Genomic DNA, 26319 nt, shown 5'->3' on the forward strand with positions numbered 1-26319 from the left:
CCCCCCCGGGGCCCCCAAACCTGGCCGCCCCCGGGGGTGTCGAGGCCGCCGGGATCAAGCGCGGCCTCGACACCCTGCTGGACGGCCTGCTGCGCGGCTAGGGCCAACACTGGTATTGGCCCTAGGCGTCCACCTTCGGCCGTTCCGGCTCCGGGGAGGCCTCGGTCGGCGGGGTCGGCTTGCGCAGCAGGCGGCGGATCAGGGGCCAGAGCAGCAGGACCACCACGATCCCGTAGACGACCAGGGAGAACGGGGTGTTGACCAGGCCCGTCAGCGAACCGTCCGACAGCTGCAGGGCACGGCGCATCTGCTGTTCGGCGGCCGGGCCCAGGATCACGCCGATGATCGCCGGCAGCACGGGCAGGCCGTAGCGCCGCATCACGAAGCCCAGCACGCCGATCACGAACATCACCAGCAGGTCGAACACGTCGGCGTTCACCGCGTACGCGCCGACACCGGCGAAGAACAGGATCCCCGCGTACAGGTACGGCCGGGGGATGTTCAGCAGCTTCGCCCACACCGGGGCCAACGGCAGGTTCAGCACCAGCAGCAGGCACAGGCCGATGAACAGCGACGCGATCAGGCCCCAGACCAGCGCCGACTCCCGCTCGAACAGCAGCGGCCCCGGCTGGATGCCGTACTGCTGGAACGCCGCCAGCATCACCGCGGCCACCGCCGTGGTCGGCAGGCCCAGCGTCAGCATCGACACCAACGTGCCCGCGGCCGACGCGCTGGCCGTCGCCTCCGGACCGGCGACGCCCTCGATCGCGCCCTTGCCGAACTCGTCGCGGTGCTTGGACAGCCGCTTCTCCGCCACGTACGACAGGAACGTCGGGATCTCCGCGCCGCCGGCCGGGATCGCGCCGAACGGGAACCCGATCACCGGGCCACGCAGCCACGGCTTCCACGACCGCCGCCAGTCCTCCCGACCCAGGAACGCGCGGCCGACGGGCACCGGCCGGGCGGGCTTGCGCCGCAGGTGGGCGGCCACCCACAACGACTCGCCGACCGCGAACAGGGCCACCGCGACCACCACCACGTCGATGCCGTCGGCCAGGTGCAGCGAGCCGAACGTGAGCCGCTGCTGGCCCGTCATCTCGTCCAGCCCCACCAAGCCGATGGTGAGCCCGATGAGCAGGGACGCGAACCCGCGCACGCGGGACGCGCCGAGCACGGACGTGACCGCGATGAACGCCAGCACCATGATCGCGAAGAAGTCCGGCGCGCCGATGTCCACGGCGAATTTCGCCACCGTGGGCGCGAGCAGGACGAGCAGGACCGTGCCGATGAGACCGCCGACGAAGTGCCCGATGGCGGCGGCCGCAAGCGCTTGCGAACCGCGCCCCTTGCGCGCCATCGGGTTGCCGTCGATCGCCGCGACCACCGCGGCGCTCTCACCCGGCGTGTTCAGCAGGATGGACGTGGTCGAGCCGCCGAACATGCCGCCGTAGTAGATGCCGGCGAACATGATGAACGCGCCGGTCGGCTCCAGGCCGTAGGTGACGGGCAGCAGCAGCGCCACCGCCATCGCCGGCCCGATGCCCGGCAGCACGCCGATCGCCGTGCCCAGCAGCACGCCCAACGCCGCCAGCGCCAGGTGCGTCGGCGTCAACGCGGTCGAGAAACCCTCGAGGAGGTTGGTGAACGAGTCCACGTCAGAACATCCCCATCAGCGGTCCGCCGGGCAGCGGCACGCCCAGGAGGTTGTTGAACAGCACGAACGTCGCCACCGACAGCCCGGCGGCGAGCAACGGGTCGCGCACGAAGGCGCGGCTGCCCAGCGCGTAGGCCGCGCCCCAGAACAGGATCGCCCCGGAGATGGGGAAGCCGACCACCCCGATCAGCGCCGCGTTGGCCAGGAACGCGCCGCACAGCAGCAGCACGGTCCGCCAGTCGGCCGGCGCGGAGAGGTCGACGTCCTCGCCGCCCTCCGCCTCGCCGCGCCCGCCGCGCAGCACGTCCCGCGCGAGCAGCGCGGCGACCACGACCAGCCCGACGCCGACCACCACCGGCACCGCCTTCGGCCCCACCGGGCCGCGCTGCGCGAAGTCGGTGTGGATCCGGATCGCGTCGACCAGGACCAGCACGCCCAACCCGACCAGCACCGCGGACACGCCCAGCTCCGACCGCTCCCGCAGCCACGCCCGGCTCAAGGGCTTGTTCACCGCCTTGTGCACGCCCATCCCTCCACTCATGCCAACCCCAGGTCCTTGAGCACGGCCGCCACCCGGTCGTTCTCCTCGCGCAGGAACGCGCCGAACTCGTCCCCCGGCGCGAACGCGTCCGTCCACCCGTTGCGCGCCAACGCCTCCCGCCACTGCGGCGTGCCGTGCAGGTGGGTGAACAGGTCCACCAGCCGGGCCCGGTCGGCGTCGGTGATGCCCGGCGGCGCGACCACGCCGCGCCAGTTGTTGAACTCGACGTCCACACCGGACTCGCGCAACGTCGGCGCGTCCACGCCGGGCAGCCGCGCGCCGCTGGTCACCGCGAGCACCCGGATCTGCCCGGCCTCGATCTGGTCGCGGTACTCGCCGACGCCGGACACGCCGAACGCGACCTTCCCGCCCAGCACCGAGGCCAGCAGCTCGCCGCCGCCGTCGTACGGGATGTAGTTGACCCGCCGCGGGTCCAGGCCGACGGCCTTGGCGATCAGCATCGGCGCCAGGTGGTCGGGACCGCCGGGCGACGAGCCGCCGCCGACCGTGACCCCGCCCGGGTCCGCCCGCCACGCCCCGACCAGCTCGTCCAGCGTCCGGTACGGCGAGTCCGCGCCGACCACCACGATGTCCGGCTCCTCGATGAGCTTCGCGATCGGCGTGGTGTCCAGCAGCGACGACGGCGCCTTGTTCGTGTAGACGCTGCCGACCACGCCCAGGCCCATGGACATCACGAGCTTGCCGTTGCCGCGCTCGCTGACCGTGCGGCCGAGCCCGACCGTGCCGCCCGCGCCGGGCAGGTTGAACACCTCGGTGTTGCGGATCAGCTCCGCGTCCTCCATCGCCTTCGCCGCGGTGCGCGCCGTGACGTCGTAACCGCCGCCCGGCGCGTTCGGCACCAGCACGCGCAGGCTGCGCAACGACGCCGTGGTGTCCGCGCCGGACGTCAGCAGCGGCGGCACGAGGACGACGACCGCCAGCGCGCCGGCGACCGCGACCCAGTTCCTGATCCGCACTGTGATCCCCACCTCTCTTCCGCGTGGTTGGACATGTTGCACTCGTGTAAACAGGGAAGTCCCGCTTGCGCGCCTAAGGGTTCTTTTGTTCTTTGTGGTCATCGGGAGGTGCTGATTGGCCAAGAAGATCGGACGCGGATCGCTGGCCCGTCAGCTGCTCGTGTGGCAACTGGTAGTGGTCGTGGCGCTGCTGTGCGCGGTGGGAGTGCTGTCGGTCGTCCAAGCGGGGAACAACTTCCGCACGACCGAGGGACGCCGGATGCTGTCCGTGGCCGAGGACGTCGCCGCGACGGCGGGTGTGCGGGCGTCGCTGGCCGACCCGCTGCGGCACTACGCGCTGGCGCCGTTCGCGGAGAGCGCCCGCAGCCTGTCCGGCGCCAGCTACGTGATCATCACCGACCCCGGTCGCGAGGTCCTGACCTCGCCGGACCCGAGCCAGGTCGGCGAGCCGCTCGACGTCGGCGACAGCACGGCGGCGAGCGGCCGGTCGTGGGTGGGCGAGCTGGGCGGCGCGACCGTGGCGCACGTGCCGGTGATCGGCGACGACGGCGCGGTGATCGGGCTGGTCGCGGCCGGGCGGCAGGCGCCGGGCTTCTGGGACGGTGTGCTGGACTCGCCCGACAACGCGTTGCGGCTGCTCGGGGTGGCGCTGGTCATCGGCGTCACGGGGTCGCTGCTGCTCGCGCGGCGGGTGAAGAACCAGACGCTGGGCCTGGAGCCGCACGAGATCACCGCGCTGGTCGAGTACCGGGAGGCACTGCTGCACGGCATCAAGGAGGGCGTCGTCGCGCTCGACCCGCAACACCGGATCACCCTGGTCAACGACCACGCGCGCGACCTGCTGGCGCTGCCGCCGGACGCGGTCGGCCGGTCGGTGTCCGAGCTCGACCTGGACGAACGGCTGCGCGACGTGCTCACCGGGCGGGCGACCGGCGTGGACCAGCTCGCGCTCACCGGCGGCCGGGTGCTCACGCTCAACTACATGCCGCTCGACGTGCACGGCGCCGTGGTCACCCTGCGGGACCGGACGGAGCTGACCACGTTGCGGGACGAGCTGGACGCGAACCGGCACGCCACCGACACGCTGCGCGCGCAGGCGCACGAGTTCAGCAACCGCCTGCACACCATCGCGGGCCTGGTCGAGCTCGGCGAGTACGACGAGGTGCGCGGGTTCATCAGCCGCATCACCACCGCGCACGGCGCCTGGCGCGCGGAGGTCGGCTCGAAGGTCGCCGACCCGGCCGTGGCGGCGCTGCTGATCGCCAAGTCCAGCCTCGCCGCCGAACGCGGCACCGGGCTGCGGATGGCGCCGGACAGCTCGCTCGGCGCGGTGGACGAGGCGTTGTCCACGGACCTCGTCACGGTGATCGGGAACCTGGTGGACAACGCGCTGGACGCGCTGTCGGGGCGCGGTTGGATCGAGGTGTCCGTGCGGTCGACGTCCGAGGAGGTCGTCGTGGTGGTGCGGGACTCCGGGCCGGGCGTGGCGGCGGGGCTGGCCGAGGAGGTCTTCCGGCACGGGTTCACCACGAAGGCCGCCGAGCAGGGCAGGCGCGGGCTCGGGCTGGCGCTGACCCGGCAGACGTGCCTGCGGCGCGGCGGGTCCGTCCGGGTGCACAACGAGGACGGCGCGGTGTTCACCGCGCGGCTGCCCGTGGAGGTGCCGGTGTGATCAGGGTCCTGGTGGTGGACGACGACTTCATGGTCGCGAAGGTCCACAGTGGATACGTGGCGCGGACGCCCGGGTTCGAGGTCGTCGGCGTGGCGCACAACGGCGCGGATGCCGTGCGGCTGGTGCGGGAGCTGCGGCCGGACCTGGTGCTGCTGGACGTGTACCTGCCCGACGTCGACGGGTTGGCCGTGCTGCGGGAGCTGCGGGGGGTGGCCGACGACGTGGACGTCATCGTGATCACGGCGGCCACGGACGTGGAGACGGTGCGTAGCGCCATGCGCGGCGGCGTGCTGCACTACCTGATCAAGCCGTTCGAGTACGCCGCGCTGCGCGACCAGCTCGCCCACTTCGCCGCGCTCGACCGGCGGCTCGACCAGCTCGCGTCGGCCGGCCAGGCGGACGTGGACCAGGTGTTCGGCGCGCGGCCGAGCACCGCGCCCGTGCTGCCGAAGGGGCTGACCGCGCAGACCGCGGCGCTGGTGGAACGCGTGCTGCGGAACCGGCCGGTGACGGCCAGCGAGTGCGCGGACGCCACCGAGCTGGCCAGGGTGTCCGCGCGGCGGTACCTGGAGCACTTCGTGAGCACCGGCAAGGCCGAGGTGCGGCTGAAGTACGGCGGCACCGGGCGGCCCGAACGCCTCTACGTCTGGCTGGGCTGACCGCTCTTGCGCACGATCAGGTAACCCTGCCGCGTCTTCTCCCACCTCGGGTCGGCCGGCTCCCGTTCCAGCCGGGTGTGCGGCTCGAACCCGGCCTCGGCGAGCTGGCCGAGCACCCGGTCGGGGTCCAGCCGGAACACGTCCAGCAGGATGTCGTGCCCGTAGCCCTGCTCGTACCGCCGGACCTCGTCGCCGATCTGGAACGCCAGCACCAGCAGGCCGCCGGGCGCGAGCACGCGGTGGAACTCGGCGAACACCGCCGGGTGCCGCTCCCACGGCACGTGGATCACCGAGTACCAGGCCAGCGCGCCGCCCAGCGAGCCGTCCGGCAGGTCGAGGTCGAGCATCGAACCCACCTCGAACCGCACGTCCGGGTGGTCGCGGCGGGCGACCTCGACCATCCCGGGCGACAGGTCGACGCCGAACACGTCCACGCCGAGCCGCTTGAGGTGGCCGGAGATCCGGCCGGGACCGCAGCCGACGTCCGCGACCCGGCCCCGCACCAGCTCCGCGAACATCCCGAGCACCGCCCGGTCCGCCGGGATCTCCGCGAGCAGGTCGCGCGCGAGGTCGGCGTAGCTGTGGGCGACGGTGTCGTAGGCGGTGCGCGCCATGGTGAGGAACTCGGGCTCGGTCACGCCCCGGGACCTTAGTCCCAGCCACCGCCGCGGCGGCCCTGCTTCGTCTGGGCGCGGCGCTTCTTCTCCGCGATGCGGCGTTCCTTCGAGCCCTTGGTCGGCTTGGTCGCACGGCGCACCGGCGGTGGCGCGGCGGCGGCGTCGCGCAGGAGCCGGGCCAGTCGCTCGCGGGCCGCCTGGCGGTTCTGCAACTGCGCCCGGTGCTCGCTCGCGGTCACCGTGAGCACGCCGTCCACCAGGCGTTTCTCGAGTCGGCCGAGCATCCTCGCGCGCAACCACCCCGGCACGGACGGCGAGGCAGCCAGGTCGAAGCTCAGCTCGACCCGGCTGTCCGCCGTGTTCACGCCCTGGCCACCGGGGCCCGAGGACCGGGAGAACCGCTCGCTCAACTCGGCCGCCGGTATCACCAGCGTCCGCGTCACGGTCAGGTCCTCGGCCACCGGTACAGGTTAGAAGACCAGCCCCGGCACGGTCGCGAGGTTTACCACCTCGTCGACGGTGAGCGGCTGCGAACCGCCTGACAGGGGGGTGGTGTCGAACTCGCCGGTGCCGCGGTCCTCGATGCCCTGGGACGACACCTGCATCATCTTGTCGCCCGGCAGTTCCACCGTGACGCGGATCGGCCGGCCGGCGGTGCCCGGGTCCGTCTCCACCTTGACCGCACGACCGTCGCTCGTGGTCTGCTCGACGCAGGTGCGGGCGGGCGACTGGAACGTCGGGGACCCGCAGTCCTCGTACGAGCGGTGCGAGAACATGATGAACGACACGATGCCCGCGCCCCGGCCGGAGGTCACCTCCGTCGTGTTCTGGTAGAACGGCCCGGCCCCCCAGAACCCCCAGTAGCCGGCCCCTCCCTCCGGACCTCGCGGCTGGACGCCTGCCGGGATCGCGCCGGAGTCGCGCAGGATCCGCGTCAGCTCCGCCGCGTGCTCGTCGGACACGCCCGGGGCCAGGGGGGTCGAGGGAAGACCGGTCCGCGGGACCACCACCGGGGACTGGGACGTGCCCGCCCGACCCGCGTCCGGGCCGCCGCCACCGACCCCGCCGCCGAGGTTCACCGCGGTCGGCACGGCGATCACGACCGCCGCGACCACCGCCGCCGCGCCGACGGACGCGTACCGGGTCGCCACCTTGCGCCTGCCCGCGCGCCGGATCGCCGACTTGTCGACGGCCAGCGGCGGTTCGTCGCCGAACGCCGCGGCCAGGGTCTGCTTGATGTCGGTCATCGCTGCTCCTCCAGGACGTCGTGCCCGAGAAGGTCGCGCAGCGCGGCCAAGCCCTTGGCCGCCTGGCTCTTCACGGTGCCTTCGGTTCGCCCGAGGAGGCGTGCGGTCTCCGTGACGCTCAGGTCCTCCCAGTAGCGGAGCACCACCACCGTCCGCTGGCCCACCGGCAACGACGCCAGCGCGCGCCGCACGTCGAGGTCGGACGGCGCGCCGGCCACCGGTGTGTCCGGCACCGCGTCGACCACCGTCTCCCGCCGCCGGAACGCCCGCCGCGAGTCGTCGATGGCCGCGCGGACCAGCACCTTCCGCGCGTAGGCGTCCGGCGACACGTCCCGCCGCACCCTGGGCCAGGCGACGTACAGCTTGGTCAGCGCCGTCTGCACCAGGTCCTCGGCGCGGTGCCAGTCCCCGCACAGCAGGTACGCGGTCCGCCGCATCACCAGCGCACGGGCGTCGACGTACTCGTCGAACTCACGATCGCGATCCACTCGGCCCCTCCTCGGTCGCCGCTTGATACGGATCGGCGACCGCCGGAGGTTGCTGCCGGGACCTAGAAACGCGGGTGGTCGCCCACCAGGGCGGCGCCCGGCTCGTCCGAGCGGACCACGTCGCCCAGCACCCACGCGGGTACGTGGCGGGCCGTGAGCACGGCCAGGGAGCGGTCCACGTCCTCGGGCGCGACCACGGCGACCATGCCGACGCCCATGTTGAACGTCTTCTCCATCTCCTCGCGCTCGACCCGGCCGCGCTGGGCGATCAGGGCGAACACGGGCGCGGGCGTCCAGGTGCGGCGGTTGAGCTCGGCGCGCAGGCCCTCGGGCAGCACGCGGGCGAGGTTCGCGGCCAGACCACCGCCCGTGACGTGGGCGAACGTGCGCACCTCTGCCTCGGCGGCCAGCGCGAGGCAGTCCTTGGCGTAGATGCGGGTCGGTTCGAGCATCTCCTCGCCGAGGGTGCGGCCGAACTCCTCGACGTGGCCCTCCAGCGGCATCCGGGCGATGTCCAGCAGCACGTGCCGCGCCAAGGAGTACCCGTTCGAGTGCAGGCCGGACGAGCCCATGGCGATCACCACGTCACCCGCGCGCACCCGGTCCGGGCCGAGCATGGCGGACGCCTCGACCACGCCGACGCCCGTGCCGGAGATGTCGTAGTCGTTCGCGCCCATCAGGCCGGGGTGCTCGGCGGTCTCGCCGCCCAGCAGCGCGCACCCCGCCAGCACGCAGCCCTCGGAGATGCCCTTGACCAGCGCCGCGACCTTGTCCGGGTCGACCCGGCCGATCGCGATGTAGTCCTGCATGAACAGCGGCTCCGCGCCGCACACCACGAGGTCGTCCACGACCATCGCGACCAGGTCGATGCCGACCGTGTCGTGCTTGTCCAACGACTGCGCGACCGCGATCTTGGTGCCGACGCCGTCGGTCGAGGCCGCGAGCACCGGCTCCTTCCAGCGGTCGAGCTTGAGCTGGAACAACCCCGCGAAGCCGCCGATGCCGCCGAGCACCTCGGGACGCTGCGCCTTGGCCGCCCACGGCTTGAGCTTCTCCACCGCCTCGTCGCCGGCTTCGATGCTTACTCCAGCTGCGGCGTAGGTCGCCTTGGCGCTGTCCGTCACGTCTCTGTGCTCCACATTCAGGGCATCCACATTCGGTACATCCGTGTCCAGCCGGGCACGCGCCCGGCTCCGCCCGCGATCAGGGGCGTTGCAGGGCGTCCTCGGCACCGTACCCGTTCGTCAGGACGGGGGTCGCCGAGCCCGCGACGCCCCGGATCCCCTCGAGCAGGTGCTTGCCGATCAGCGCGTCGTCGGGCAGCGGGATCGGGTAGTCCCCGTCGAAGCACGCCGTGCACAGCCGCGTCTTGGGCTGCTCGCTGGCCGCGATCAGCTCCTCCAGCGACACGTAGCCGAGCGAGTCCGCGCCGACCGAGCGGCGGATGCCGTCGGTGTCCAGGCCGTTGGCGATCAGCTCGGCCCGGGAGGCGAAGTCGATGCCGTAGAAGCACGGCCACTTGACCGGCGGCGACGCGATCCGCACGTGCACCTCGAGCGCACCCGCCTCGCGCAGCATCCGGACCAGGGCGCGCTGCGTGTTTCCGCGCACGATCGAGTCGTCCACCACGACCAGGCGCTTGCCGCGGATCACGTCCCGAAGCGGGTTCAGCTTCAGCCGGATGCCCAGCTGGCGGATGGTCTGCGACGGCTGGATGAACGTGCGGCCGACGTAGGCGTTCTTGACCAGGCCGGAGCCGTACGGGATGCCGCTGGCCTGCGCGTACCCGATGGCGGCCGGCGTGCCGGACTCGGGCACCGGGATGACCAGGTCGGCCTCCACCGGGTGCTCGGCGGCGAGCCGGCGGCCGATCTCGACGCGGGTGGCGTGCACCGAGCGGCCGGCGATCGTGGTGTCCGGTCGGGCCAGGTAGACGTACTCGAAGATGCAGCCCTTGGGCTCGGGCGTGGCGAACCGGCTGGACCGCAGGCCGTTCTCGTCGATCGCGATCAGCTCGCCCGGCTCGACCTCGCGGACGAACGACGCGCCGACGATGTCCAGCGCCGCCGTCTCGCTGGCGACCACCCAGCCGCGCTCCAGCCTGCCGAGCACCAGGGGGCGCACGCCGTGCGGGTCGCGGGCCGCGTAGAGGGTGGACTCGTCGGAGAACGTGAGGCAGAACGCACCGCGCAGGGTCGGCAGCAGCTGCAGGGCCGCCTGCTCGATGCCGATGTCGGCGGCCTGGGCGGCGAGCAGGCCGCAGATCAGGTCGGAGTCCGTGGTCGCGCCGTGGCTGGTGTCCACGCCGACCTCGCGCGCCTTCACCATCAGCTCGGCGGTGTTGACCAGGTTGCCGTTGTGGCCGAGCGAGAGGCCCGAGCCGGTGGCCGTGGTGCGGAACGTCGGCTGCGCGTTCTCCCACGTGGTGGAACCGGTGGTGGAGTAGCGGCAGTGGCCGACGGCGACGTGGCCGCGCAGCGCCTGGAGCACCTGCTCGTCGAACACCTGGCTGACCAGGCCGAGGTCCTTGAAGACCACCACCTGGCTGCCGTCGCCGACCGAGATGCCGGCGGCCTCCTGGCCGCGGTGCTGGAGGGCGTAGAGGCCGAAGTAGGTGAGCTTGGCGACCTCTTCGCCGGGTGCCCACACGCCGAACACACCGCATTCCTCGCGGGGTTCGCGCTCTTCCTGGATGTCGGGGTCAATGCGGCCGGTTGCTGAATGGTCGGTGACCACCGGGTTGCTCCCTAACGACGAGGGTGGGCTGCACTATCGAGTGTAAGGCTGATGGGGGGCGTCCCACCCCCCTCAGCCCCCCATCGACGTGACGAAACGCACCCTCACCGGGCCGTCAGTCGAGCTTCAGCGCGAACCAGACCCGCTCGTCGCCGGTGTGCTTGAGCGGCAGGCGGCCCCACAGCCCGTAGTGCACGAGCTGCGCCTCGCCGGTGACCTGGACGTCCGTCTCCTCGCCCGGCCAGGCCGCCCGCACCTCCGGCACGACGCCCGGCGCGAACGTCACCACCCACGCCTCGGGCACGTCGGTGAGCTGCACGAGGGCGGTGCCCTTGGTGGTCGGCGGCACGTCGGTGGCGTACTTGGCGGCGAGCAGGGTGGTGAGCGCCTCGTCGATGCCGTCCACGGCGAAGTCCGCGTCGCCCGTCACCAGCTCGCGCAGGGCCGCCTGGGCGTCCCAGCGGCGGAGGTCGAGCTCGTGCGCGATCCGCCGGTGCCAGACCCACGCCAGGTCCGGCGCGGCGGGCGAGAACGTCCAGGCCGCCCGGTTGCCCGGGACGGCGGGCAGCAGCTCGGCGGCCTTGGCCAGCTGGGCGTCCAGGTACGCGAGCGGCTCTACCTCGGCCGGCGGGCGCGGCAGGCGCAGCTGGACGGGGCTGCCGGTGCGGAGGTACTCCAGCGACGTCTCCAGGAACCTGCCGACGTGCAGCGTCAGGTCGGTGAACGTCCAGCCGGGGCAGCTGGGCACCTTGGCGGTGGGGTCGGCCTTCCCGACCGCCGCCCGGAACATCTCCGCCTGCGCGGTGAAGACCTCGGTCCACCGCTGGGTGGTCCAACCTCCAGGCACGTCCAGCCTCCCGCTTGAGTCGATCGGTGCGCGGCCATCGTGCCGCACGGGGCGCGGTCCCGGCGGCGGAAGGCCGACCTTCCCACCTAATCGACGCGGGAACCGGGCCGCCGGTGCCCTCCGATCGGCGATGCCACCCGGCGGGGACCCGGCCGCCCGTCACGCCAGGTCGACGACCACCTTCACGTCGTCGGGCTCCCGCTCCAGCGCCTCGGTGAAGCGGTCGAGGGGCACGCGGCGGGTGATCAGGCCGTTCAGCCACGGGCGGCTGGCCTCGGCGAGGGCCTCTGCGGCGGCGAGGTAGTCCGGCAGGCCCGCGTTGACCGTGCCGAAGACCGTCTTGTTGCCCAGCACCATGCCGTCGAACACGCCCGGGTCCAGCGGCACTGGGTCGTGCTCGCCCGAGATGCCCGCCACGACGGTGACCGACGCGCGGCGCGCGCACTCCCAGATCAGGGACGGGACGCCGGTGCACTCGATCGCCACGTCGACCTCGGCGGCGACCCCGGCCAGGTCCCGGTGGTAGGTGGCGCCCAGCGTGGTGACCAGGTCCGGCTTGCGGCCGTCGGTGACGCGGTCGACCACGTGCACCCGCAGGCCCCGCTGCACGCCGAGCAACGCCGCCAGCAGGCCGATCGGCCCGGCACCGGTGATCAGCGCCGACCGGACCGGCAGGTGCGACCGCGCGGCCACCGCCGACACCTGCGCCCACGCCTTGGCCACCACCGACGCGGGCTCCGTCAGCACGCCCGCGTCACCCAGCGCCGGGTCGAGCCGCACGGCGAACTTCGGCGGCACCGTCCAGCGCTGCATCCCGTACCCGTCGAGCTCCTTGATGCCGCGCTCGGTGTACTTGCCGTTGCGGCAGAAGTCCCACGCGTCCACCGCGCACGCCGGGCACGGCTCGGGGTCGGGCCGGCGCACCACCCCGGCCACCAGGTCGCCCGGCGCGAACGCCGGCGTCGGGCTGCTGATCACCCGGCCGAGCGACTCGTGGAACGGCACGATGTGCTCCCGGCCGGGCGGCAACCAGCCGAAACCGTCGCGGACGATCTCCACGTCGGTGCCGCACACGCCCGCCAGCAGCCCCTCGACCAGCAGCTCGCCGTCGACCGGGACGACCTCGCGGTCCACCACCCGTGACGCCGACGGCTCGCCGGGCACGACCTCCGCCGCCCTCACGCCGCACCGCTGCGGTGGCGTTCGTCGCGGGTGTGGCCGCCGAACAGCACCGCCGCGCTGTTCACCAGCGCCAGGTGGCTGAACGCCTGCGGGAAGTTGCCGAGCATCCGCCCGGTGCCCGCGTCGTACTCCTCCGCCAACAGCCCCACGTCGTTGCACAGGTCCACGAGCCGGTCGTACATCGCCAGCGCCTCCTCGCGTCGCCCGGCCAACGCCAGCGCGTCGACGTACCAGAACGAGCACGCCAGGAAGCTTCCCTCGACACCGACCAGTCCGTCCACTTCGGACTCGCCGTGCCCGGTCTCGTACCGGTCGACCAGGTCGCCGTGCTTGAGCACCCGCGAGATCGCGTCCAGGGTGCCGAGCACGCGCGGGTCGTCGCCGGGCAGGAAGCCGACCGCCGGGATCAGCAGCGTGGCCGCGTCCAGCTCCGTGCCGCCGTAGTACTGGGTGAACGCGCCCACCGACGCGTTCCAGCCCTTCGCCAGCACCTCGGCGTGCACTGCCTCGCGCAGCTCGCGCCACCGCTGCACCGGACCGGGCAGGTCGTGCTCCTCCACCGCGCGCACCGCCCGGTCGAACGCCACCCACAGCATCACCCGCGAGTGCGTGAAGTGCCGGTCCGGGCCGCGCACCTCCCACAGCCCCTTGTCCGGCTGCTCCCACACCTTCTCCAGGTGCCGCAGCATGCCGCGCTGCATGGCCCACGAGTCCGCCGTCTCGCCGAGGCCGCGTTCCCGGGCCAGGTGCAACGCGTCCATCACCTCGCCGTACACGTCCAGCTGCAACTGCCGGTAGGCCGCGTTCCCGACCCGCACCGGCCGCGCGCCCCGGTAGCCGGGCAGCCAGTCGACCTCCCACTCGACCAGGTGCCGCTCGCCGCCGAGGCCGTACATGATCTGCAGGTCGGCCGGGTCGCCCGCGACGGCGCGCAGCAGCCACCTCCGCCACGCCGCCGCCTCGTCCGTGCAGCCGAAGTTGTCCAGCGCCAGCAACGTGAACGTGGCGTCGCGCAGCCAGCAGTAGCGGTAGTCCCAGTTGCGCTCGCCGCCGAACGTCTCCGGCAGCGACGTGGTCGGCGCGGCCACGATCCCGCCGGTCGGCGCGTACGACAGGCCCTTCAACGTGATCAGCGACCGCCGCACGGCCTCCGCGTGCGGGCCGTCGTAGTCGATCCGGGACGACCAGCCCAGCCAGAACGCCTCGGACCGCGCGACCTCCGCCATCGCGTCCACGGGCGCGGGCGGCTCGTCGGGCGAGTAGGCGAACTCCATCACCCACGACAGCCGCTCGCCCGCCGAGATGGTGAACTCCGCCTCGTGCGCGCGCTTGCCGTGCACCCGGTACGGCAGCCGGTCGCCGTACAGCGCGACCGCGGACGGGCCGGCGAGCGCGACGATGCACTCCTGCCCGTCCCGCTCACCGCGCCGCACCCACGGCACCGAGTCGCCGTAGGCGAACCGCAGCACCCACCGCAACGACATCTCGACCTGCCCGGCCACGCCCTCCAGCACGCGCACCCACCCGCGTGTCGGCGTCCCAGTCGTCCTGCTCGGGCGGCATGGTGTCGATCAGCCGCACCACGCCGTCCACGGTCTCGAACTCGGTCTCCAGCACCAGGCTGCCGTCCCGGTAGGACCGTCGCACCGACACCACCTCGCCGGTCGGCGCGATCCGCCAGTGCCCGTCGTCCTCGGTGCCGAGCAGCCGGGAGAAGCAGGACGGCGAGTCGAACCGCGGCATGCACAGCCAGTCGATCGACCCGTCCCGTCCCACCAGGGCCGCCGTCCTCAGATCGGACAGCAGCGCGTAGTCCTCGATCCGTCCAGGTCCTGTGTCGCCCACGCCGCCGACCCTACGTACCCGCGTTCGACCGTGCGCGCTCTCGCGCACGTTGCCCGCAATGCGCCTTACGGGTGAGGCCGATCCGATACGTTGGTCCTCATGCGCCGTGTCGTGCCGCTCATCGCCGCCCTGGCCCTGCTCGGGGGCTGCTCGCAAGCCACGGACGGGTCCGCGACCCCCGGTGGTTCGACGCCGACGACCACCGCGGGCCAGGCGTCCGGGTCGGGCAAGCCGTCGTCGACGACGAAGGAGCCGGCCAAGCGCCCGAAGACGATCAACGTCGAGGGCGTCGACCCGTGCGCTCTGCTGACCGAGGCCCAGCGCGCGGAGTTCGGCCTGGACCAGCCGCCGCAGCCGAGCGACGACGCCCCCGGCAAGAAGGGCTGCACGATCAGCCGCGGGGACCGCAAGCACTTCGTCGGCATCGTCGCCGACACCACCGCGGGCATCGACGAGTACGCGAAGTCGGACGGCAAGGTGACCAGGCTGGAGGTCGGCGGCTTCCCCGCGCTGCTGGTCGAGGCCGACACCCCACTCGGTCTGTCCTGTTCGGTCACGGTGGACGTCTCGGACGGCCAGGTGGTCGACGTGGGCGCGTTCAGCCTCGGCGACGTCGACCTCGCGACCCTCTGCCAGGTCGTCCAGCCGGTCGCGGCGGCCGTCGTCGCCAACGTGAACAAGTAGAACTACCCCCTTTGCGAAGGGAACCGCCCACCCGCGTCATGCATCAGAGCTAAAGTCGTCCCGAATGCACACGCTGGGGTATGTGCAGTACTGAGGAGGGGTGTGCCGTGTTCATCGCGGATGGTGGTGGCGGAGGATCGACGCCGACGACGCTCCCGGACTACGCCGGAGCGCAGCGGAAGTTGAGCATCGAGCCCTCGGCGATCCCGGACGCGCGCAAGGTGTTCGCCGACGCGTTGAACCAGCTGGACTCGAAGCTCCGGGTGGCGATCGCGGAGCTGAGGGCGAAGCCTTGGGCCGGCGACCCGGTGAGCAACGAGACCGCCGACCGGTTCAACCAGGACACCTTCGAGGCGGGCGACTCGGCGGGCCTGACGGCCCTCAAGGCCTACCGCGACCAGCTCCAGGGCGTGGTCGACCAGCTCACCGCCATCGAAGCCGACTACCGGCGCGTCGAAGGCGACAACACCGCGTCCTGGGGACGCGTCGACAACCGCTGACCTTGCCGACCTACGCACCCGAGGGGGGCGAGCACGATGGGTGACCACCGCTGGCGCGGGTATGCCCACCCCGATCTCTACCGGATGATCAACGAGGGGCCGGGCGTTGCCGCGTCCCGACCGCTCGAGGACTCCTGGAAGTCCCTGTCCGAGGCCTTGGGCGAGATCGACACCTCGATCCAGCAGGGGCTCGCCAAGCTCGGCGCGAGCTGGGAGGGCGACACCGCCGACACCACGACGGCCACGCTGTCGCCGCTCGCCGCGTGGGCGTCGGACGCCCAGCAGGGCTCGGGCACGATGGAGACCTCCGCCCAGCTGCAGGCGGACTACATCGCGAACGCCCGCAAGGAGATGCCCGAGCCGGTCCCGGTGACCACCGAGGCGCCGTCGCTCGGCGACAAGATCCTCGGCGGGCTGACCGGTCCGGTCGGCATGATGCACGTCATCCAGCAGCAGCAGGACCACGAGCAGCAGGAAGCGGCGCAGGACAACGCCGAGGCCAAGGCTGTCGAGGTGATGAACAACTACCAGTCCAGCAGCGAGTGGAACGCCGACACGCTGGGCAAGTTCGTCCCGCCGCCGAAGGTCGTGATCGACACCCCGCCGCCGGCCGGCGCGGGTGAGTTCAACAACACGAGCGCGAGCTACAACTCCACCCCGACGTGGACGCCGCCGGGCGGTGGCGGTGGCACCACGAACACGTCGTGGGCCCCGCCGTCGACCGGCACGCCCGTGCCGCAGCCCGGCCTGGTGCCCGGCACCGGTGGCAACACGAACACCTCGTGGGCCCCGCCGACGACGGGCACCCCGACGGTGCCGCCGCCGACGGTCAACCCCCCGGTGAACCTGCCGCCGAAGCCGCCCGTCGGCCCGATGCCCCCTCCCCAGTGGGTCCCGCCGAAGCCGCCGAACAACGGCCCGCAGGTCCCGCCGAGGGTGCCGACCGGTCCCGGCGGTCCGCCGCGCCCCGGTCTGCCGACCGGTCGCGGCCCCGGCATGCCGGGTATGCCCGGTGTGCCCGGCCCTGGCCAGCAGGGTCCCGGTGGCATGCGCCCCGGTATGCCCGGCATGGGCGGTATGCCCGGTTCCGGCATGCCCGGTGGCGCGGGTGCGCCCGGCGGTGGCAACCCGGCCGGCATGCCCGGTCGCGGTGGCGCCGCGGGTGTCGGCGGCTTCGGTCCCGGTGCCGGCGGTCCCGGTGGTCCCGGCGCGGCGGGTCGTCCGGGTGCGGGCGGTCCGGGCATGGCCGGTGGGGCGGCCGGCGCGCAGGGCGGCAACGGCGAGGACGACCTCGAGCACAAGGCAGCCGACTACCTGGTCGAGACGAACGACGTGTTCGGCGACGACCGGCTCGTCGCGCCGCCGGTGATCGGGGAAATGCCGCAGTAGGGTTCGATCCTCCGGTGCACGGGCTCGCGTCGACCTGGCGCGGGCCCGTGTCCGGCGTTCAGGGGACGGGGATTTCGGTGACGTATTTCGGGGGGTCCGCGGAGCGGGAGCCGATCGAGCTCTCGGCCGAGGAGTTCGACGTGCTCTGGGAGCGCCTCGACCTGGGCCAGATGCCGTTGGTGATCAAGGTGCCGTCGCCGGGCAAGACCCACGCCGAGCGCGCCGACCTGGAACGACGCGTCTGGCAGGGCATCGGCGCGCGCGGCCTCGGCGGCCCGACCGGGCTGCACCCCGAGCTGGACTACCTGCTGCGGCTGTTCAGCAGGCCCGAGCGCGAGGTCGACGGCCGGGTGTGGATCGGCAAGAGCGTGCGGGTGCTGGCCGTGGCCAACGGCGACGAGGGCGCGGTGGCCACGTTGACCGAGAACCGGCTCACGTTCCGGCGCGCGGCGGGCAGCGGCCTGCCGTCGGCGGTGCTGGGCGCGCTGCCCGCGCACCCGGCCGGCACCGGGCACTCGGTCACCATGCCGAGCGCCGACCTGGAGGCCGCGGTCAAGAAGTCCGACGGCTCGCCCAAGAGCCTGGAGAACTCGTTGCGCCAGCACGGCGTGCGCCAGGAGGACGCCGTCACGCTGGTGAAGATGTTCACCGGGCTCGTGCACACCGGCAACTTCGGCGCGGCGGCCCGCGACAAGTACGGCAAGCGGTGCCGGCCGGACCGCGTGGTCGCGTTCTTCGACACCGAGGACGGCCGCTACCTGCAACAGCGACGGGCGTCGAACGGCACCGCGCCGTGGAGCACGTTCAGCCCGACCGACTCGCGCCGGCTCGCGCACCAGGTCGAGGAACTGCTCGCCGAAGCGGTGCGCGCCACCAAGTTCTGACGCCGCGGTCGCGCGGGTGGTCCTCCGCGCGACACCGGCCCCACTGCGGCTCCGCGTACGGCTATAGCCTGGGCGGGTGCCGTCGAAGTCCGTTGACCCCCACGAGGTTCGCGCCGCGGTCGAGGCCGTGCTGCCCTGGCTCGCCGGCGAGGCCGAGCAGCCGGACCGCCCGGTGCTGGCGGCGGCCGTGCGGCTGAGCCTGCGGACGCTGGAGCAGGTCGCACCGGGCCGCAGCGTGGAGGTGCGGGTCCCGCCGTTCGCCGCCGTGCAGTGCGTGGCGGGCCCTCGGCACACCCGCGGCACGCCGCCGAACGTGGTCGAGACCGACCCGCGCACGTGGCTGGAACTGGCCGTCGGCAGGCTCGGGTGGGCCCAGGCAGTGGCGGACGCCAAGGTCACCGCGTCCGGGAGCCGGGCCGATCTCTCAACCCTGCTCCCGGTGCTCCGCTTCTAGCTAAGCTCGACCGCGTGAAGGCGCTCAAGGCGTGTCTCGCCATCCTCGCGGTCGGAACCCTCCTCGTCGGTTGCAGCAGCGAGTGGTCGGGCGAGGTGGACTTCAAGGTCCTCAAGATCAATCCGGCGTACGAGTCGATGGGTGAGACCAAGCCGTCGTACGTGAACCTGGAGATCGACCAAGAGCAGCCAGGCGGGCTCGAGCAGATCAACAAGAACGCCGCCGACCTCGACCAGTTCCCGGAGGGGATCAAGGTCGGCGACCTCGTGGTGTGCTCGGTGCGGCAGTCCGACCAGAGCGGCTTCGACCAGGAAGGCGTCCAGACCGTCGTCGGGCCCTGCCGCCTGCGCTGACTAGAACCAGGACCCGACGGTCCTGTCCCAAGCCTTGCCGACTCCCTCGACCGCGTCGCGGCCCAGTTCAACCACGTCACCGACACCACCGGCCACGACGTCCACGGCGTCGTTGACGACCTCCTTGCCCGTGTTGAGCAAGCCGGTGCCCGCTTCGGACCAGTTGCCGTTCACCGCGTCACGGCCGGCGTTCCAGAGCCCGGTCCCCGCATCGACGGCCAGGTCCGCCGCACCGACGGCCGTGCCGCCGACGAAGTCCACCACCGGGCCGACACCGGGGATGTGCGAACCGGGCAGCGACGGGCCGAGCGGGTTCTCGTCCCAGTCTTGCGAGGTCACCGAAGCGCCGTCGCCGGTTGCGATCCGGGCCAGGTTCTGGACCGACTCCGAACCGCGGGCGTAGTACTGCGAGTGCGCGTCGAGCGCGGAAGAGCCGTCGGTGGTGCCGAAGGTCTTCGCGCCGAATCGTTCGTCGTACGGGCCGATGGACGAGCCGTCCTCGGTGAACCAGTTCGAACTCGTGCCCTGCACGACCGGGTCGTGCTCGGTCGCGCCGACATAGACGTGACCGGGGCCGGCCGAGAGCTGGTCGACGTTCGACGCGCCGACACCGGGCGAGCCGACGAACGCGATGTCGTCCGCGGCCAGGCCGTTCATGCCCGCGTAGCCGACCGTCGTGGAGCCGTACGAGTGGCCGATCACGGTCACGTGCGGGTTGTTGCCGGCGGCCTCGGCGGCGGCGCGGTAGCCGTTGACGTCGGCGACGAGGTTCGCGCCACCCTCGCGGGCCTGCGCAGGGTTGTCGACCTCGCCGATCGCCCAGCCCGGAGCGTCGTAGCCGAGCCACTGGATGGTGGCGTTGCCTTCCGCGCCCATGGCCTCGCGCAGGTTGCCGGCCTGGCTCACGGAGAAGCCGTCCAACGTGGAACCGGTGCCCGGCACGCTGATCGCGAGGTTCTTGGCGGTGTCGGGGTTCCCGTAGGCGATGGCGGTTCCGCCGTCGCCCCGCGGGCCGTAGGGATCCCAGGCCAGGATTCGGACGTCCGGCTCACCCTGGGCGTTGAGCCAACCGTTGTCCCTGGCGAGCGTTTCCGCCTGCTCGATGCTCTTCTGGACCTTTTCGGCGTTCTCGGCCTTGGTGGCGGCTTCCTGGCGCTGCTCGCTGAGCGACGCGTACTGCTCGTCGTTCATGAGCTTGGTCAGGTCGTCGGAGTTGTCCGGGTCGAGGCCCAACTCCTGCGCCCGCGCGGCCAGCTGCGCGTCGAGCTGGTCACGTTGCGCGCCGAAGCGCTGGAGGTCGTCCGTGATGCGCATCCGGTTGGCCTGGTCCAGCACGCCGGACGGCAGGCCGCGCAGTTGGCCCAGCTCCTGGAACTTGGTGCGCAGCAGCTCGTCCTGCTGCTCCTTGGTCAGCGACTTCCACCAGGCGGCGACCTGCTTGGGGTCGGTGCCGGGACCGGGCACCGTGGCGGAGGTGCGCATGGCCGCGACGGCGGTGTTCCAGCCGGGGTCCTTGCTCGCGGTCTCCTCGAAGCCGGGCCGGACCTTGGTGAGCGCGTCGGCGTACGAGCGGAGCACGCGCTCGTAGCCGGTCTTGACGTTGTTCAGCTGCTCGTTGACGCGGTTGGCCAGCTCACGGGTCTGCGCCTCGTCCAACGCGGGCGAGCGACCGCGCCAGAAGTCGATCAGCTGGTCGGCGCTGCCGCGCATTTGGGTGTAGGCGCGGGACGCGGCCTGGACGATGTCCGCGCCGGCGCCCAGCCGCTCGCCGGCCACGGTCGCGGACTTCGCGGACAGCTCGGCGCGGGCGCCGAAACCCGCCGCGGCGTCGCCCTGCCAGCTGGAGGTCGCCGTGCTGCCGCCCGACGAGACCGCCTGCCCCGCGCGGCCGACGGCGCTCATCGCGCCGGTGATGGGGTCGGAGGCCGCCGCGACCCGGCCCGCGTCGCCCGCGGCCAACTGCCCGTACAGGACCTCAGGGTCGGTGAAGCTCACGCCATGCCCCCTTCGATGCCGCGGAACGAGGTGTTCGAGTCGTCGTCCGCGCGCTGGTAGGCGTCGGCGTTCTCGGTCAGGCCGTCGCCGGCGTCGCGGTACCAGGCGCTGCCCCGGCGCAGGTCGTCGGACTGCTCACCGGACCACTTGGCCAGCGCGTCGACGAACTCCGCCGCCGCGGCCACCTGGCCGAGCGCGTCGGCGTCGAGCCTGAGCATGGAGATCATCTCCGCGCCGTCGCCTGCCGCGTCCGCACCTTCGTGGAACTGCTTGGACGCCTCGCGCAACGTTTCTGGTCGCACCCCGAACACGATTGCCCACCCTTCGCGCCGCCTGCCGCCGGCAATGCGACGCGCGTTCACCCTTCCCGGTTCCCTCGCCCCGCTGGTCCAGGAGGGGGAGAAATCCGCCCGTCGGTGATCACTCAAAGGTGATCTTGCCAGCGTCGAACAGCAGTTCGACCATTGACACATGACATTGTTGCTCCAGACCACCGGTGTCATGGTGGTCATCGCCCTGCACGAATCGGGGGACCGCCTCCGCCGGCTCGTCGTCGCCTACCTGACCCGAACACCGTCCCGCGCACGCCACCGACTGCTCACCCCGCGCCAAATCCGTTGGCGGCGTTGGAAGTCCGCGCTCGCGGACTACGTCCTGGAGCGCTTCGCCGAGGTCGCGGTGGACGCTGTGCCGTACCCGCCCATCCCGGAGCGCTTCCACCCCGAGACGTCGCTCGCGCCGGACTGGGACGCGCCGGACCCACCGCCCCGAATGGCCCAATCCCGGGAGCCGGATCTGGCCGACGACGACCGGTGGGACGACGAGCAGACGCCCGCGACCGACTACGCCTTGCCGAACGGCGCGGCGCCCGGCGCGGCGGTGGTGGAGCCCGAGGTGTGGCCCGAGACGTGGCCCGAGGCGTCACCGGAACCGTGGGCGGAGGCGTGGCGCGAGCCGTCGCCGGAGCCGCGGGCGGAGGCGTGGTCCGAGCCGTCACCGGAGCCATGGGCGCAGGCGTGGTCCCAGGCGTCAGCAGAGCCGTGGGCGGGGGCGTGGACGGAGCCGTCGCAGGAGTCGTGGGCCGAGCCGTGGACGGCGGCGTGGTCGCGACCGTGGGTCGAGCCGCGGACCGAGGACGCCGACACCTACTTCACCGGCCACCTCGACGAGCCCGTCCACGCCAACCCCGTCACCGGACGGCACGCGGCCCGCGAGACCGGCTTCGGCCGCCATGCCCTCCGCGAACCCGCCTAGCGGCGCAGGAGCTCGTCGATCTCCTCCGGCTTCATCGGCTTGGCGAAGAACCAGCCCTGGCCGGTGTCGCAGCCGATCCGGTGCAGTCGCTTGGCCTGCGCCGGTGTCTCGACGCCCTCCGCGGTGACGCCCAGTTGCAGCGCGTGGGCCAGCTGCACCAGGGTGGACACGATCTGGGCGTCCACCGCGTCCTCCTCGTCCGCCGCGCGCAGGCCCTCCATGAACGAGCCCGCGATCTTCAGCTCGTGCACGGGCAGGTGCTTGAGGTAGGCGAGGTTCGAGTAGCCGGTGCCGAAGTCGTCGATCGCGATCCGCACGCCCATCTCCGACAACGCCCGCAGCGCCTCCAGCGGCTCGTCGGCGGTGCCCATGATCGCGCTCTCGGTCAGCTCGAGCTGCAGGTGGTGCGGCGGCAGCGAGCACTCGTCCAGGATCCGCTTCACGTCCCGCACCAGCTCCGGGTCGCGGGACTGGCGCACGGCCAGGTTCACCGACACGAACGGCGCGGAGTCGCCGAACTCCTCCAGCCACCGCCGAGCCTGCTCGCACGCCCGCCGCAGCACCCACCGGCCCAGCGGGACGATCAGCCCGGTCTCCTCGGCCAGCTCGATGAACCGGTCCGGCGCCAGCCGCCCGAACTCCGGGTGCTGCCAGCGCACGAGCGCTTCCACACCCACGACGGTGCTGTCCTCCAGCCGCACCAACGGCTGGTAGTCCACGTAGAACTCGTCGCGCTCCAACGCCGCCGGCATCGTCGCCGACAGCGTGAACCGGGCGACCTCCTTGGCGTTGCGCTCCGGGTTGTACAGCGCCCACCGCGACTTGCCGTCCGCCTTCGCCCAGTACAGCGTGATGTCCGCGTCACGCATCAGGTCGGCCGCCGTGGTGCCCGACAGCGCGCGCTCCACGATGCCGATCGACGCCGACACGGTCAGCTCGTGCCCGCCGATCCGGATCGGCGACTCCAGCTCGCGCAGCACGCGGTCGGCGACGTCGACGATGTCCTGCGTGTCCCGCGAGCCCTCCACCAGGATGACGAACTCGTCGCCACCCATCCGGGCGACGAGCTTGCCGTCGCCGGACACCGAGTGGTCGAGCCGCCGCCCGACCTCGACCAGCAACTGGTCGCCGATGTCGTGGCCGAGGCTGTCGTTGATCACCTTGAACCCGTCCAGGTCCAGGTAGCACAGGCCGGCGCGGTGGCGGGCCCTGTTGTTGAACACCCGGCCGAGGCGCTCCAGGAACAGCGCCCGGTTCGGCAGGCCGGTCAACGGGTCGTGCAACGCCTGGTAGCGCAGCCGGTTCTGCAGCAGGTGGCGGTCGGTGACGTCCTCGATCATCGCCACCTGGTACTGCGGGTCGCCGTGGTCGTCGCGCACCAGCGACAGCGTCAGGTGCGTCCACACCTGCTCACCGTCGGCCCGGCGGAACCGCTTCTCCGCCCGGTAGTGGTCGCACTCGCCCGCGGTGAGCTGGTCGTACAGCCGCCAGACGCTGCCGCCGTCCTCCGGGTGCATCAGGTCGCGGATGTTGTACTGCCGCATCTCCTCGACGCTGAACCCCAGCATGTCCTGCAGCGCCTGGTTCACGTCCAGGATCCGGCCCTCGATGTCGGCGATGCCGATGCCGATCGCGGCCTCGGTGAACATCGCCCGGAACCGCGCCTCGGACGCGCGCAACGCGGCTTCGGCCTGGTCACGGGCGTCCAGCACGGCCGCGCGGATCGCCTCCTGCTCGGCCAGCGTGCGTTCGCGCAGCGCGCGGGCGTACCCGGCGGCCAACGCGCCCTGCAACGCGGCCAGCCGCGACCGCATCAGCTCGTCCGGCTGGATGCCCAGCTCGCCGAGCAGGTCGTCGCCGAGCAGCTGCACGGTGCGGCCGAGCGTGTCCGTGCCGGTGAAGTGCGCCTCGACCAGGCGTGCGCCGATCTCGTAGCCGGGCGCGGTGCGGAACGGGCTGGCGTGCAGCGCGTGCACCAGCACCTCGGTCAACGCCTGGAGGTGCTCGGCGACCTCGGCCCGCGTCATGGGGACGTAGCTGCTGCCGATGACGGCGGTGGCCCAGGTGCGGGCGAAGGACTCCGCCCCGGCCAGTACGGCGGGGTCGAGGTTCGATCGGCCCGGTGCTGCCACCCGATGGTCAACCTGTTCCGTCATGTCCGCCGGCCTACCGCCACAACCCAGAGGATACGGCCGGTCGCCGGCCGCGGTCGACAGCCCGGGCCGGTGTCCGATCGGCGTCGTGGCCGCTCATCAGGCCTTCTGCCCGACGCCGCCGAAGCTGATGAAGCGGGCGGCGTCCTCATCGACGTCCTCGGGCGACTCCGGCCGCCACAGCGGCAGTCGCGCCACGCCCGGCTCGACCAGCTCGAACCCGTCGAACATGACCTCGACCTCGCGCTTGGGCCGGAAGCACATCTCGCTGACGCCCCGGTTGTAGACGCTCCGCGCCTCGTCCCAAGCGGGGTCCCACTCGCCTTCCTCGAACCCGGCGTGCGAGATCGCCAGGTAGCTGCCGTCCGGGATCGCGTCGCGGTAGTCGCGCACGATCCCGCGCGGGTCCTCCGCGTCGGGCACGAAGTGCAGCAGCGCGATCATCAGCACGCCGATCGGCTCGTCGAAGTCCAGCAGCCCCTGCACCTCGGGCGAGGCGAGCACCTGCTTGGCGTCGCGCACGTCGGTCTGCAGCACGTTGACCAGCTCGTTCCCGGTGAGGATGGCCCGGCTGTGCGCGACCGCGACGGCGTCCATGTCCACGTACACGACGCGGGCGGACGGGTCGATGGCCTGGGCGATCTCGTGCACGTTGCCGACCGTCGGGATGCCGGAGCCCAGGTCGAGGAACTGGCGGATGCCCCGCGACAGCATGAACCGCACGGCCCGGCGCAGGAACGCCCGGTGGTTGAGCACGATGCTCTTGATGATCGGCACGTCGACGAGGACCTTGTCGGCGACGGCCCGGTCGACGGCGAAGTTGTGCGCCCCGCCGAGCCAGTAGTCGTAGACCCGCGCGATGCTCGGGCGGGCCAGATCGATGTCGCCCGGCGCCCAGGTGGGCCGCTCCACGCTGTCCACTCGAAATCTCCTCCGACGTGCTCGTGTTCCCACCGTTGCGGTGACACCCACATCATGGGCCAATCCGGTGAGTTAGCACACCGTCGGACCGCACGAGTTCTTCAATCACCCACCCCTGATCTGATCACCGGGAAGAATGACGGCCTTGTGGAGCACCTGTGGATCGCGGGCGCGGTCGTCTCGGTGGCGGCGCTGGTCTGGCTCATGGTCGGCCGCCGCCGCGGGCGCGGTGTGGTCAAGCCCGTCCTGCTGAGCGCCATCGGCGCGTTCCTGCTGGTCGCGGGCTGGTTGTTCGCCGCCGACCCGACCGCGCCGAAGCACGAGGCGATCAAGACCGGTGGGCTCGCGGGCGGCGCGATCGTGGCGCTGTACGCGCTGTGGCTCAACGACCGGAGGCGGCGCACGGACGAGGACCGGCAGCGGATCGAGTCCGAGCGGCAGGCGTTGGAGAACGCGCGGGCCGAACACGATCGGTCGCGGGTCGCCGATGAGCGGTTCGCCCGATCGGTTGAACTGCTCGGTCACGACGCGGAGCAGGTCCGGGTGGGCGCGATGCACGGGTTGGCGGGGCTGGCGCGGTCGCGCGCCGAGTACACCCAGACCGTGCTCGACGTGCTGTGCGCGTACCTGCGGCGGCCGTTCGACGAGACGTGGACGGACGACGAGGTGGTGGCCCGGGACGAGCGGGAGCTGGAGGTCCGGCTCACCGCCCAGCGCCTGATCGCCGACCTGCTGCCCCACGCCGACACCGCCGACGCCCCGCGCTACGACCTGGACCTGACCAGGGCGTACCTGGAGTACTTCGACCTCTCGCACCGCCAGGTCGGCAACCTGACCCTGCGCGCGGCGCAGCTCCGGGAGTCGAACGCGTTCCACCACACCGTGGTGCACGGCGGCGCGTGGTTCACCGACGCGACCAGCGACGGGCGGCTGTACGCGCACCACGCGGTCTTCCACGGCAAGGCGTGGTTCAGCCGGTTCAGGTGCCACGACACCGCCGACTTCACGGCCACCAGGTTCCTCGGCCCGAACAAGTTCGCCGGGGTCAGGTTCACCGCGCCGGTGACGTTCGCGGACTGCGAGTTCGCGGAGCCGATCGACTTCGCGGACGCCAACTTCCGCGGCGGTGTGCGCCTGGAGTTGGCGAAACCGCAGCAAGCGCGCACGCACGCCATGTACGTGTCGTTGGAGCACGAGAACGCCCTGCCCGACGGCTGGGTGGTGGAGCGCCGCGACGACCGCGGCCTCGGACTGGTCAGGAGCTGAC

General features: G+C 72.3%; 27 protein-coding genes. 10 read left to right on the forward strand and 17 right to left on the reverse strand.

From position 1 onward, the window contains the following. Positions 1 to 121: 121 nt before the first annotated feature. Genes LNK82_RS32405 through LNK82_RS32415 form a run of 3 tightly spaced genes read right to left on the reverse strand, consistent with a single transcriptional unit; the run spans position 122 to position 3172 of the window. Positions 122 to 1654 (reverse strand): tripartite tricarboxylate transporter permease, encoded by a 1533-nt coding sequence (locus tag LNK82_RS32405; protein ID WP_230570709.1) that lies wholly within the window; start codon positions 1652 to 1654, stop codon positions 122 to 124. 1 nt (position 1655) lies between these two features. Beyond that, the gene (locus LNK82_RS32410; RefSeq protein ID WP_372470709.1) at positions 1656 to 2183 is read right to left on the reverse strand and encodes a tripartite tricarboxylate transporter TctB family protein; all 528 of its coding nucleotides are present in this window, start codon (positions 2181 to 2183) and stop codon (positions 1656 to 1658) included. Positions 2184 to 2191: 8 nt separating this feature from the next. After that, positions 2192 to 3172 (reverse strand): Bug family tripartite tricarboxylate transporter substrate binding protein, encoded by a 981-nt coding sequence (locus LNK82_RS32415; protein ID WP_230570711.1) that lies wholly within the window; start codon positions 3170 to 3172, stop codon positions 2192 to 2194. A gap of 115 nt (positions 3173 to 3287) precedes the next feature. Between LNK82_RS32415 and LNK82_RS32420 the strand changes: the two genes are divergently transcribed. Both LNK82_RS32420 and LNK82_RS32425 read left to right on the forward strand, forming a co-directional pair. Next, the gene (locus tag LNK82_RS32420; RefSeq protein WP_268997424.1) at positions 3288 to 4844 is read left to right on the forward strand and encodes a sensor histidine kinase; all 1557 of its coding nucleotides are present in this window, start codon (positions 3288 to 3290) and stop codon (positions 4842 to 4844) included. Then, positions 4841 to 5503 (forward strand): response regulator, encoded by a 663-nt coding sequence (locus LNK82_RS32425; RefSeq protein ID WP_230570712.1) that lies wholly within the window; start codon positions 4841 to 4843, stop codon positions 5501 to 5503. Before LNK82_RS32420 ends, LNK82_RS32425 begins: the two co-directional genes overlap by 4 nt. Here the strand turns inward: LNK82_RS32425 and LNK82_RS32430 are convergent. From LNK82_RS32430 to LNK82_RS32475, 10 genes are all read right to left on the reverse strand, one after another. Beyond that, entirely contained in the window at positions 5485 to 6117 is a 633-nt protein-coding gene (locus LNK82_RS32430; RefSeq protein ID WP_268997438.1) for a class I SAM-dependent DNA methyltransferase, read from the reverse strand. The two genes, LNK82_RS32425 and LNK82_RS32430, sit on opposite strands and share 19 nt — an antisense overlap. 35 nt (positions 6118 to 6152) lie before the next feature. Beyond that, entirely contained in the window at positions 6153 to 6581 is a 429-nt protein-coding gene (gene arfB, locus LNK82_RS32435; protein WP_230570714.1) for an alternative ribosome rescue aminoacyl-tRNA hydrolase ArfB, read from the reverse strand. 9 nt (positions 6582 to 6590) lie between these two features. After that, positions 6591 to 7367 (reverse strand): hypothetical protein, encoded by a 777-nt coding sequence (locus LNK82_RS32440; RefSeq protein ID WP_230570715.1) that lies wholly within the window; start codon positions 7365 to 7367, stop codon positions 6591 to 6593. Beyond that, positions 7364 to 7855, reverse strand: coding sequence for a SigE family RNA polymerase sigma factor (locus LNK82_RS32445; RefSeq protein ID WP_230570716.1), 492 nt, complete (start codon positions 7853 to 7855; stop codon positions 7364 to 7366). Before LNK82_RS32445 ends, LNK82_RS32440 begins: the two co-directional genes overlap by 4 nt. Positions 7856 to 7917: 62 nt before the next feature. Then, the gene (gene purM / locus LNK82_RS32450; RefSeq protein ID WP_230570717.1) at positions 7918 to 8979 is read right to left on the reverse strand and encodes a phosphoribosylformylglycinamidine cyclo-ligase; all 1062 of its coding nucleotides are present in this window, start codon (positions 8977 to 8979) and stop codon (positions 7918 to 7920) included. Between the two features lie 79 nt (positions 8980 to 9058). Beyond that, positions 9059 to 10591 carry an amidophosphoribosyltransferase gene (gene purF, locus LNK82_RS32455; protein WP_230570718.1) on the reverse strand — a complete coding sequence of 511 codons (1533 nt, stop codon included), beginning with the start codon at positions 10589 to 10591 and terminating at the stop codon, positions 9059 to 9061. A 115-nt stretch (positions 10592 to 10706) separates the two neighbouring features. Further along, the gene (locus tag LNK82_RS32460; RefSeq protein ID WP_230570719.1) at positions 10707 to 11438 is read right to left on the reverse strand and encodes a maleylpyruvate isomerase N-terminal domain-containing protein; all 732 of its coding nucleotides are present in this window, start codon (positions 11436 to 11438) and stop codon (positions 10707 to 10709) included. Positions 11439 to 11597: 159 nt separating this feature from the next. Continuing rightward, positions 11598 to 12620, reverse strand: coding sequence for an alcohol dehydrogenase catalytic domain-containing protein (locus LNK82_RS32465; RefSeq protein WP_230570720.1), 1023 nt, complete (start codon positions 12618 to 12620; stop codon positions 11598 to 11600). Next, positions 12617 to 14140, reverse strand: a complete 1524-nt coding sequence (locus LNK82_RS32470) for a glycoside hydrolase family 15 protein (RefSeq protein WP_230570721.1) — start codon at positions 14138 to 14140, stop codon at positions 12617 to 12619. The genes LNK82_RS32465 and LNK82_RS32470 overlap by 4 nt, the downstream gene beginning before the upstream one ends. Further along, a complete protein-coding gene (locus LNK82_RS32475) occupies positions 14040 to 14465 on the reverse strand; it encodes a trehalase-like domain-containing protein (RefSeq protein ID WP_230570722.1) in 426 nt (141 codons plus the stop codon). Before LNK82_RS32475 ends, LNK82_RS32470 begins: the two co-directional genes overlap by 101 nt. 99 nt (positions 14466 to 14564) lie before the next feature. Here LNK82_RS32475 and LNK82_RS32480 point away from each other — a divergent pair, with 99 nt between their 5' ends. The 6 genes from LNK82_RS32480 to LNK82_RS32505 all read left to right on the forward strand — a co-directional run bounded on the left by LNK82_RS32480 (position 14565) and on the right by LNK82_RS32505 (position 18729). Beyond that, positions 14565 to 15149: a DUF3558 domain-containing protein gene (locus LNK82_RS32480; RefSeq protein WP_230570723.1), complete on the forward strand. Its 585-nt coding sequence runs from the start codon at positions 14565 to 14567 to the stop codon at positions 15147 to 15149. A gap of 107 nt (positions 15150 to 15256) precedes the next feature. Further along, a complete protein-coding gene (locus LNK82_RS32485) occupies positions 15257 to 15649 on the forward strand; it encodes a transcriptional regulator (protein WP_230570724.1) in 393 nt (130 codons plus the stop codon). A 36-nt stretch (positions 15650 to 15685) separates the two neighbouring features. Then, positions 15686 to 17038 (forward strand): PPE domain-containing protein, encoded by a 1353-nt coding sequence (locus tag LNK82_RS32490; protein WP_230570725.1) that lies wholly within the window; start codon positions 15686 to 15688, stop codon positions 17036 to 17038. A 77-nt stretch (positions 17039 to 17115) separates the two neighbouring features. After that, a complete protein-coding gene (locus LNK82_RS32495) occupies positions 17116 to 17922 on the forward strand; it encodes an ESX secretion-associated protein EspG (protein ID WP_230570726.1) in 807 nt (268 codons plus the stop codon). 76 nt (positions 17923 to 17998) lie between these two features. Continuing rightward, positions 17999 to 18376, forward strand: a complete 378-nt coding sequence (locus LNK82_RS32500; RefSeq protein WP_230570727.1) for a sterol carrier family protein — start codon at positions 17999 to 18001, stop codon at positions 18374 to 18376. Between the two features lie 14 nt (positions 18377 to 18390). Next, positions 18391 to 18729 carry a hypothetical protein gene (locus tag LNK82_RS32505; RefSeq protein ID WP_230570728.1) on the forward strand — a complete coding sequence of 113 codons (339 nt, stop codon included), beginning with the start codon at positions 18391 to 18393 and terminating at the stop codon, positions 18727 to 18729. Here the strand turns inward: LNK82_RS32505 and LNK82_RS32510 are convergent, their stop codons facing one another. Beyond that, complete coding sequence (locus tag LNK82_RS32510) at positions 18730 to 20724, reverse strand: alpha/beta hydrolase (RefSeq protein ID WP_230570729.1); 1995 nt, start codon at positions 20722 to 20724, stop codon at positions 18730 to 18732. It lies immediately after the preceding gene. Further along, the gene (locus tag LNK82_RS32515; protein WP_230570730.1) at positions 20721 to 21026 is read right to left on the reverse strand and encodes a DUF2563 family protein; all 306 of its coding nucleotides are present in this window, start codon (positions 21024 to 21026) and stop codon (positions 20721 to 20723) included. Before LNK82_RS32515 ends, LNK82_RS32510 begins: the two co-directional genes overlap by 4 nt. A 169-nt stretch (positions 21027 to 21195) precedes the next feature. Here LNK82_RS32515 and LNK82_RS32520 point away from each other — a divergent pair, with 169 nt between their 5' ends. Continuing rightward, a complete protein-coding gene (locus LNK82_RS32520) occupies positions 21196 to 21978 on the forward strand; it encodes a hypothetical protein (RefSeq protein WP_230570731.1) in 783 nt (260 codons plus the stop codon). Here LNK82_RS32520 and LNK82_RS32525 read toward each other — a convergent pair. Both LNK82_RS32525 and LNK82_RS32530 read right to left on the reverse strand, forming a co-directional pair. Next, positions 21975 to 24134, reverse strand: coding sequence for a putative bifunctional diguanylate cyclase/phosphodiesterase (locus tag LNK82_RS32525; protein WP_230570732.1), 2160 nt, complete (start codon positions 24132 to 24134; stop codon positions 21975 to 21977). The two genes, LNK82_RS32520 and LNK82_RS32525, sit on opposite strands and share 4 nt — an antisense overlap. 96 nt (positions 24135 to 24230) lie before the next feature. Further along, positions 24231 to 25052, reverse strand: coding sequence for an SAM-dependent methyltransferase (locus tag LNK82_RS32530; protein WP_230570733.1), 822 nt, complete (start codon positions 25050 to 25052; stop codon positions 24231 to 24233). A gap of 147 nt (positions 25053 to 25199) precedes the next feature. On the opposite strand from LNK82_RS32530, the gene LNK82_RS32535 reads away from it, so the two are divergent. Beyond that, a complete protein-coding gene (locus tag LNK82_RS32535) occupies positions 25200 to 26318 on the forward strand; it encodes a pentapeptide repeat-containing protein (RefSeq protein WP_230570734.1) in 1119 nt (372 codons plus the stop codon). Position 26319 lies beyond the last annotated feature (1 nt).

Origin of the sequence: Saccharothrix luteola, assembly GCF_020859565.1 — a bacterium.
Classification (GTDB): domain Bacteria; phylum Actinomycetota; class Actinomycetes; order Mycobacteriales; family Pseudonocardiaceae; genus Actinosynnema; species Actinosynnema luteola.

Bases quoted from the DNA above. Each gene is read 5' to 3' on its own strand.
- LNK82_RS32430 (WP_268997438.1), bottom strand. From the start codon at position 6,117: ATGGCGCGCACCGCCTACGACACCGTCGCCCACAGCTACGCCGACCTC.
- LNK82_RS32490 (WP_230570725.1), top strand. From the start codon at position 15,686: ATGGGTGACCACCGCTGGCGCGGGTATGCCCACCCCGATCTCTACCGG.
- LNK82_RS32480 (WP_230570723.1), top strand. From the start codon at position 14,565: ATGCGCCGTGTCGTGCCGCTCATCGCCGCCCTGGCCCTGCTCGGGGGC.
- LNK82_RS32440 (WP_230570715.1), bottom strand. From the start codon at position 7,367: ATGACCGACATCAAGCAGACCCTGGCCGCGGCGTTCGGCGACGAACCG.
- LNK82_RS32525 (WP_230570732.1), bottom strand. From the start codon at position 24,134: ATGACGGAACAGGTTGACCATCGGGTGGCAGCACCGGGCCGATCGAAC.
- LNK82_RS32520 (WP_230570731.1), top strand. From the start codon at position 21,196: ATGACATTGTTGCTCCAGACCACCGGTGTCATGGTGGTCATCGCCCTG.
- LNK82_RS32410 (WP_372470709.1), bottom strand. From the start codon at position 2,183: ATGGGCGTGCACAAGGCGGTGAACAAGCCCTTGAGCCGGGCGTGGCTG.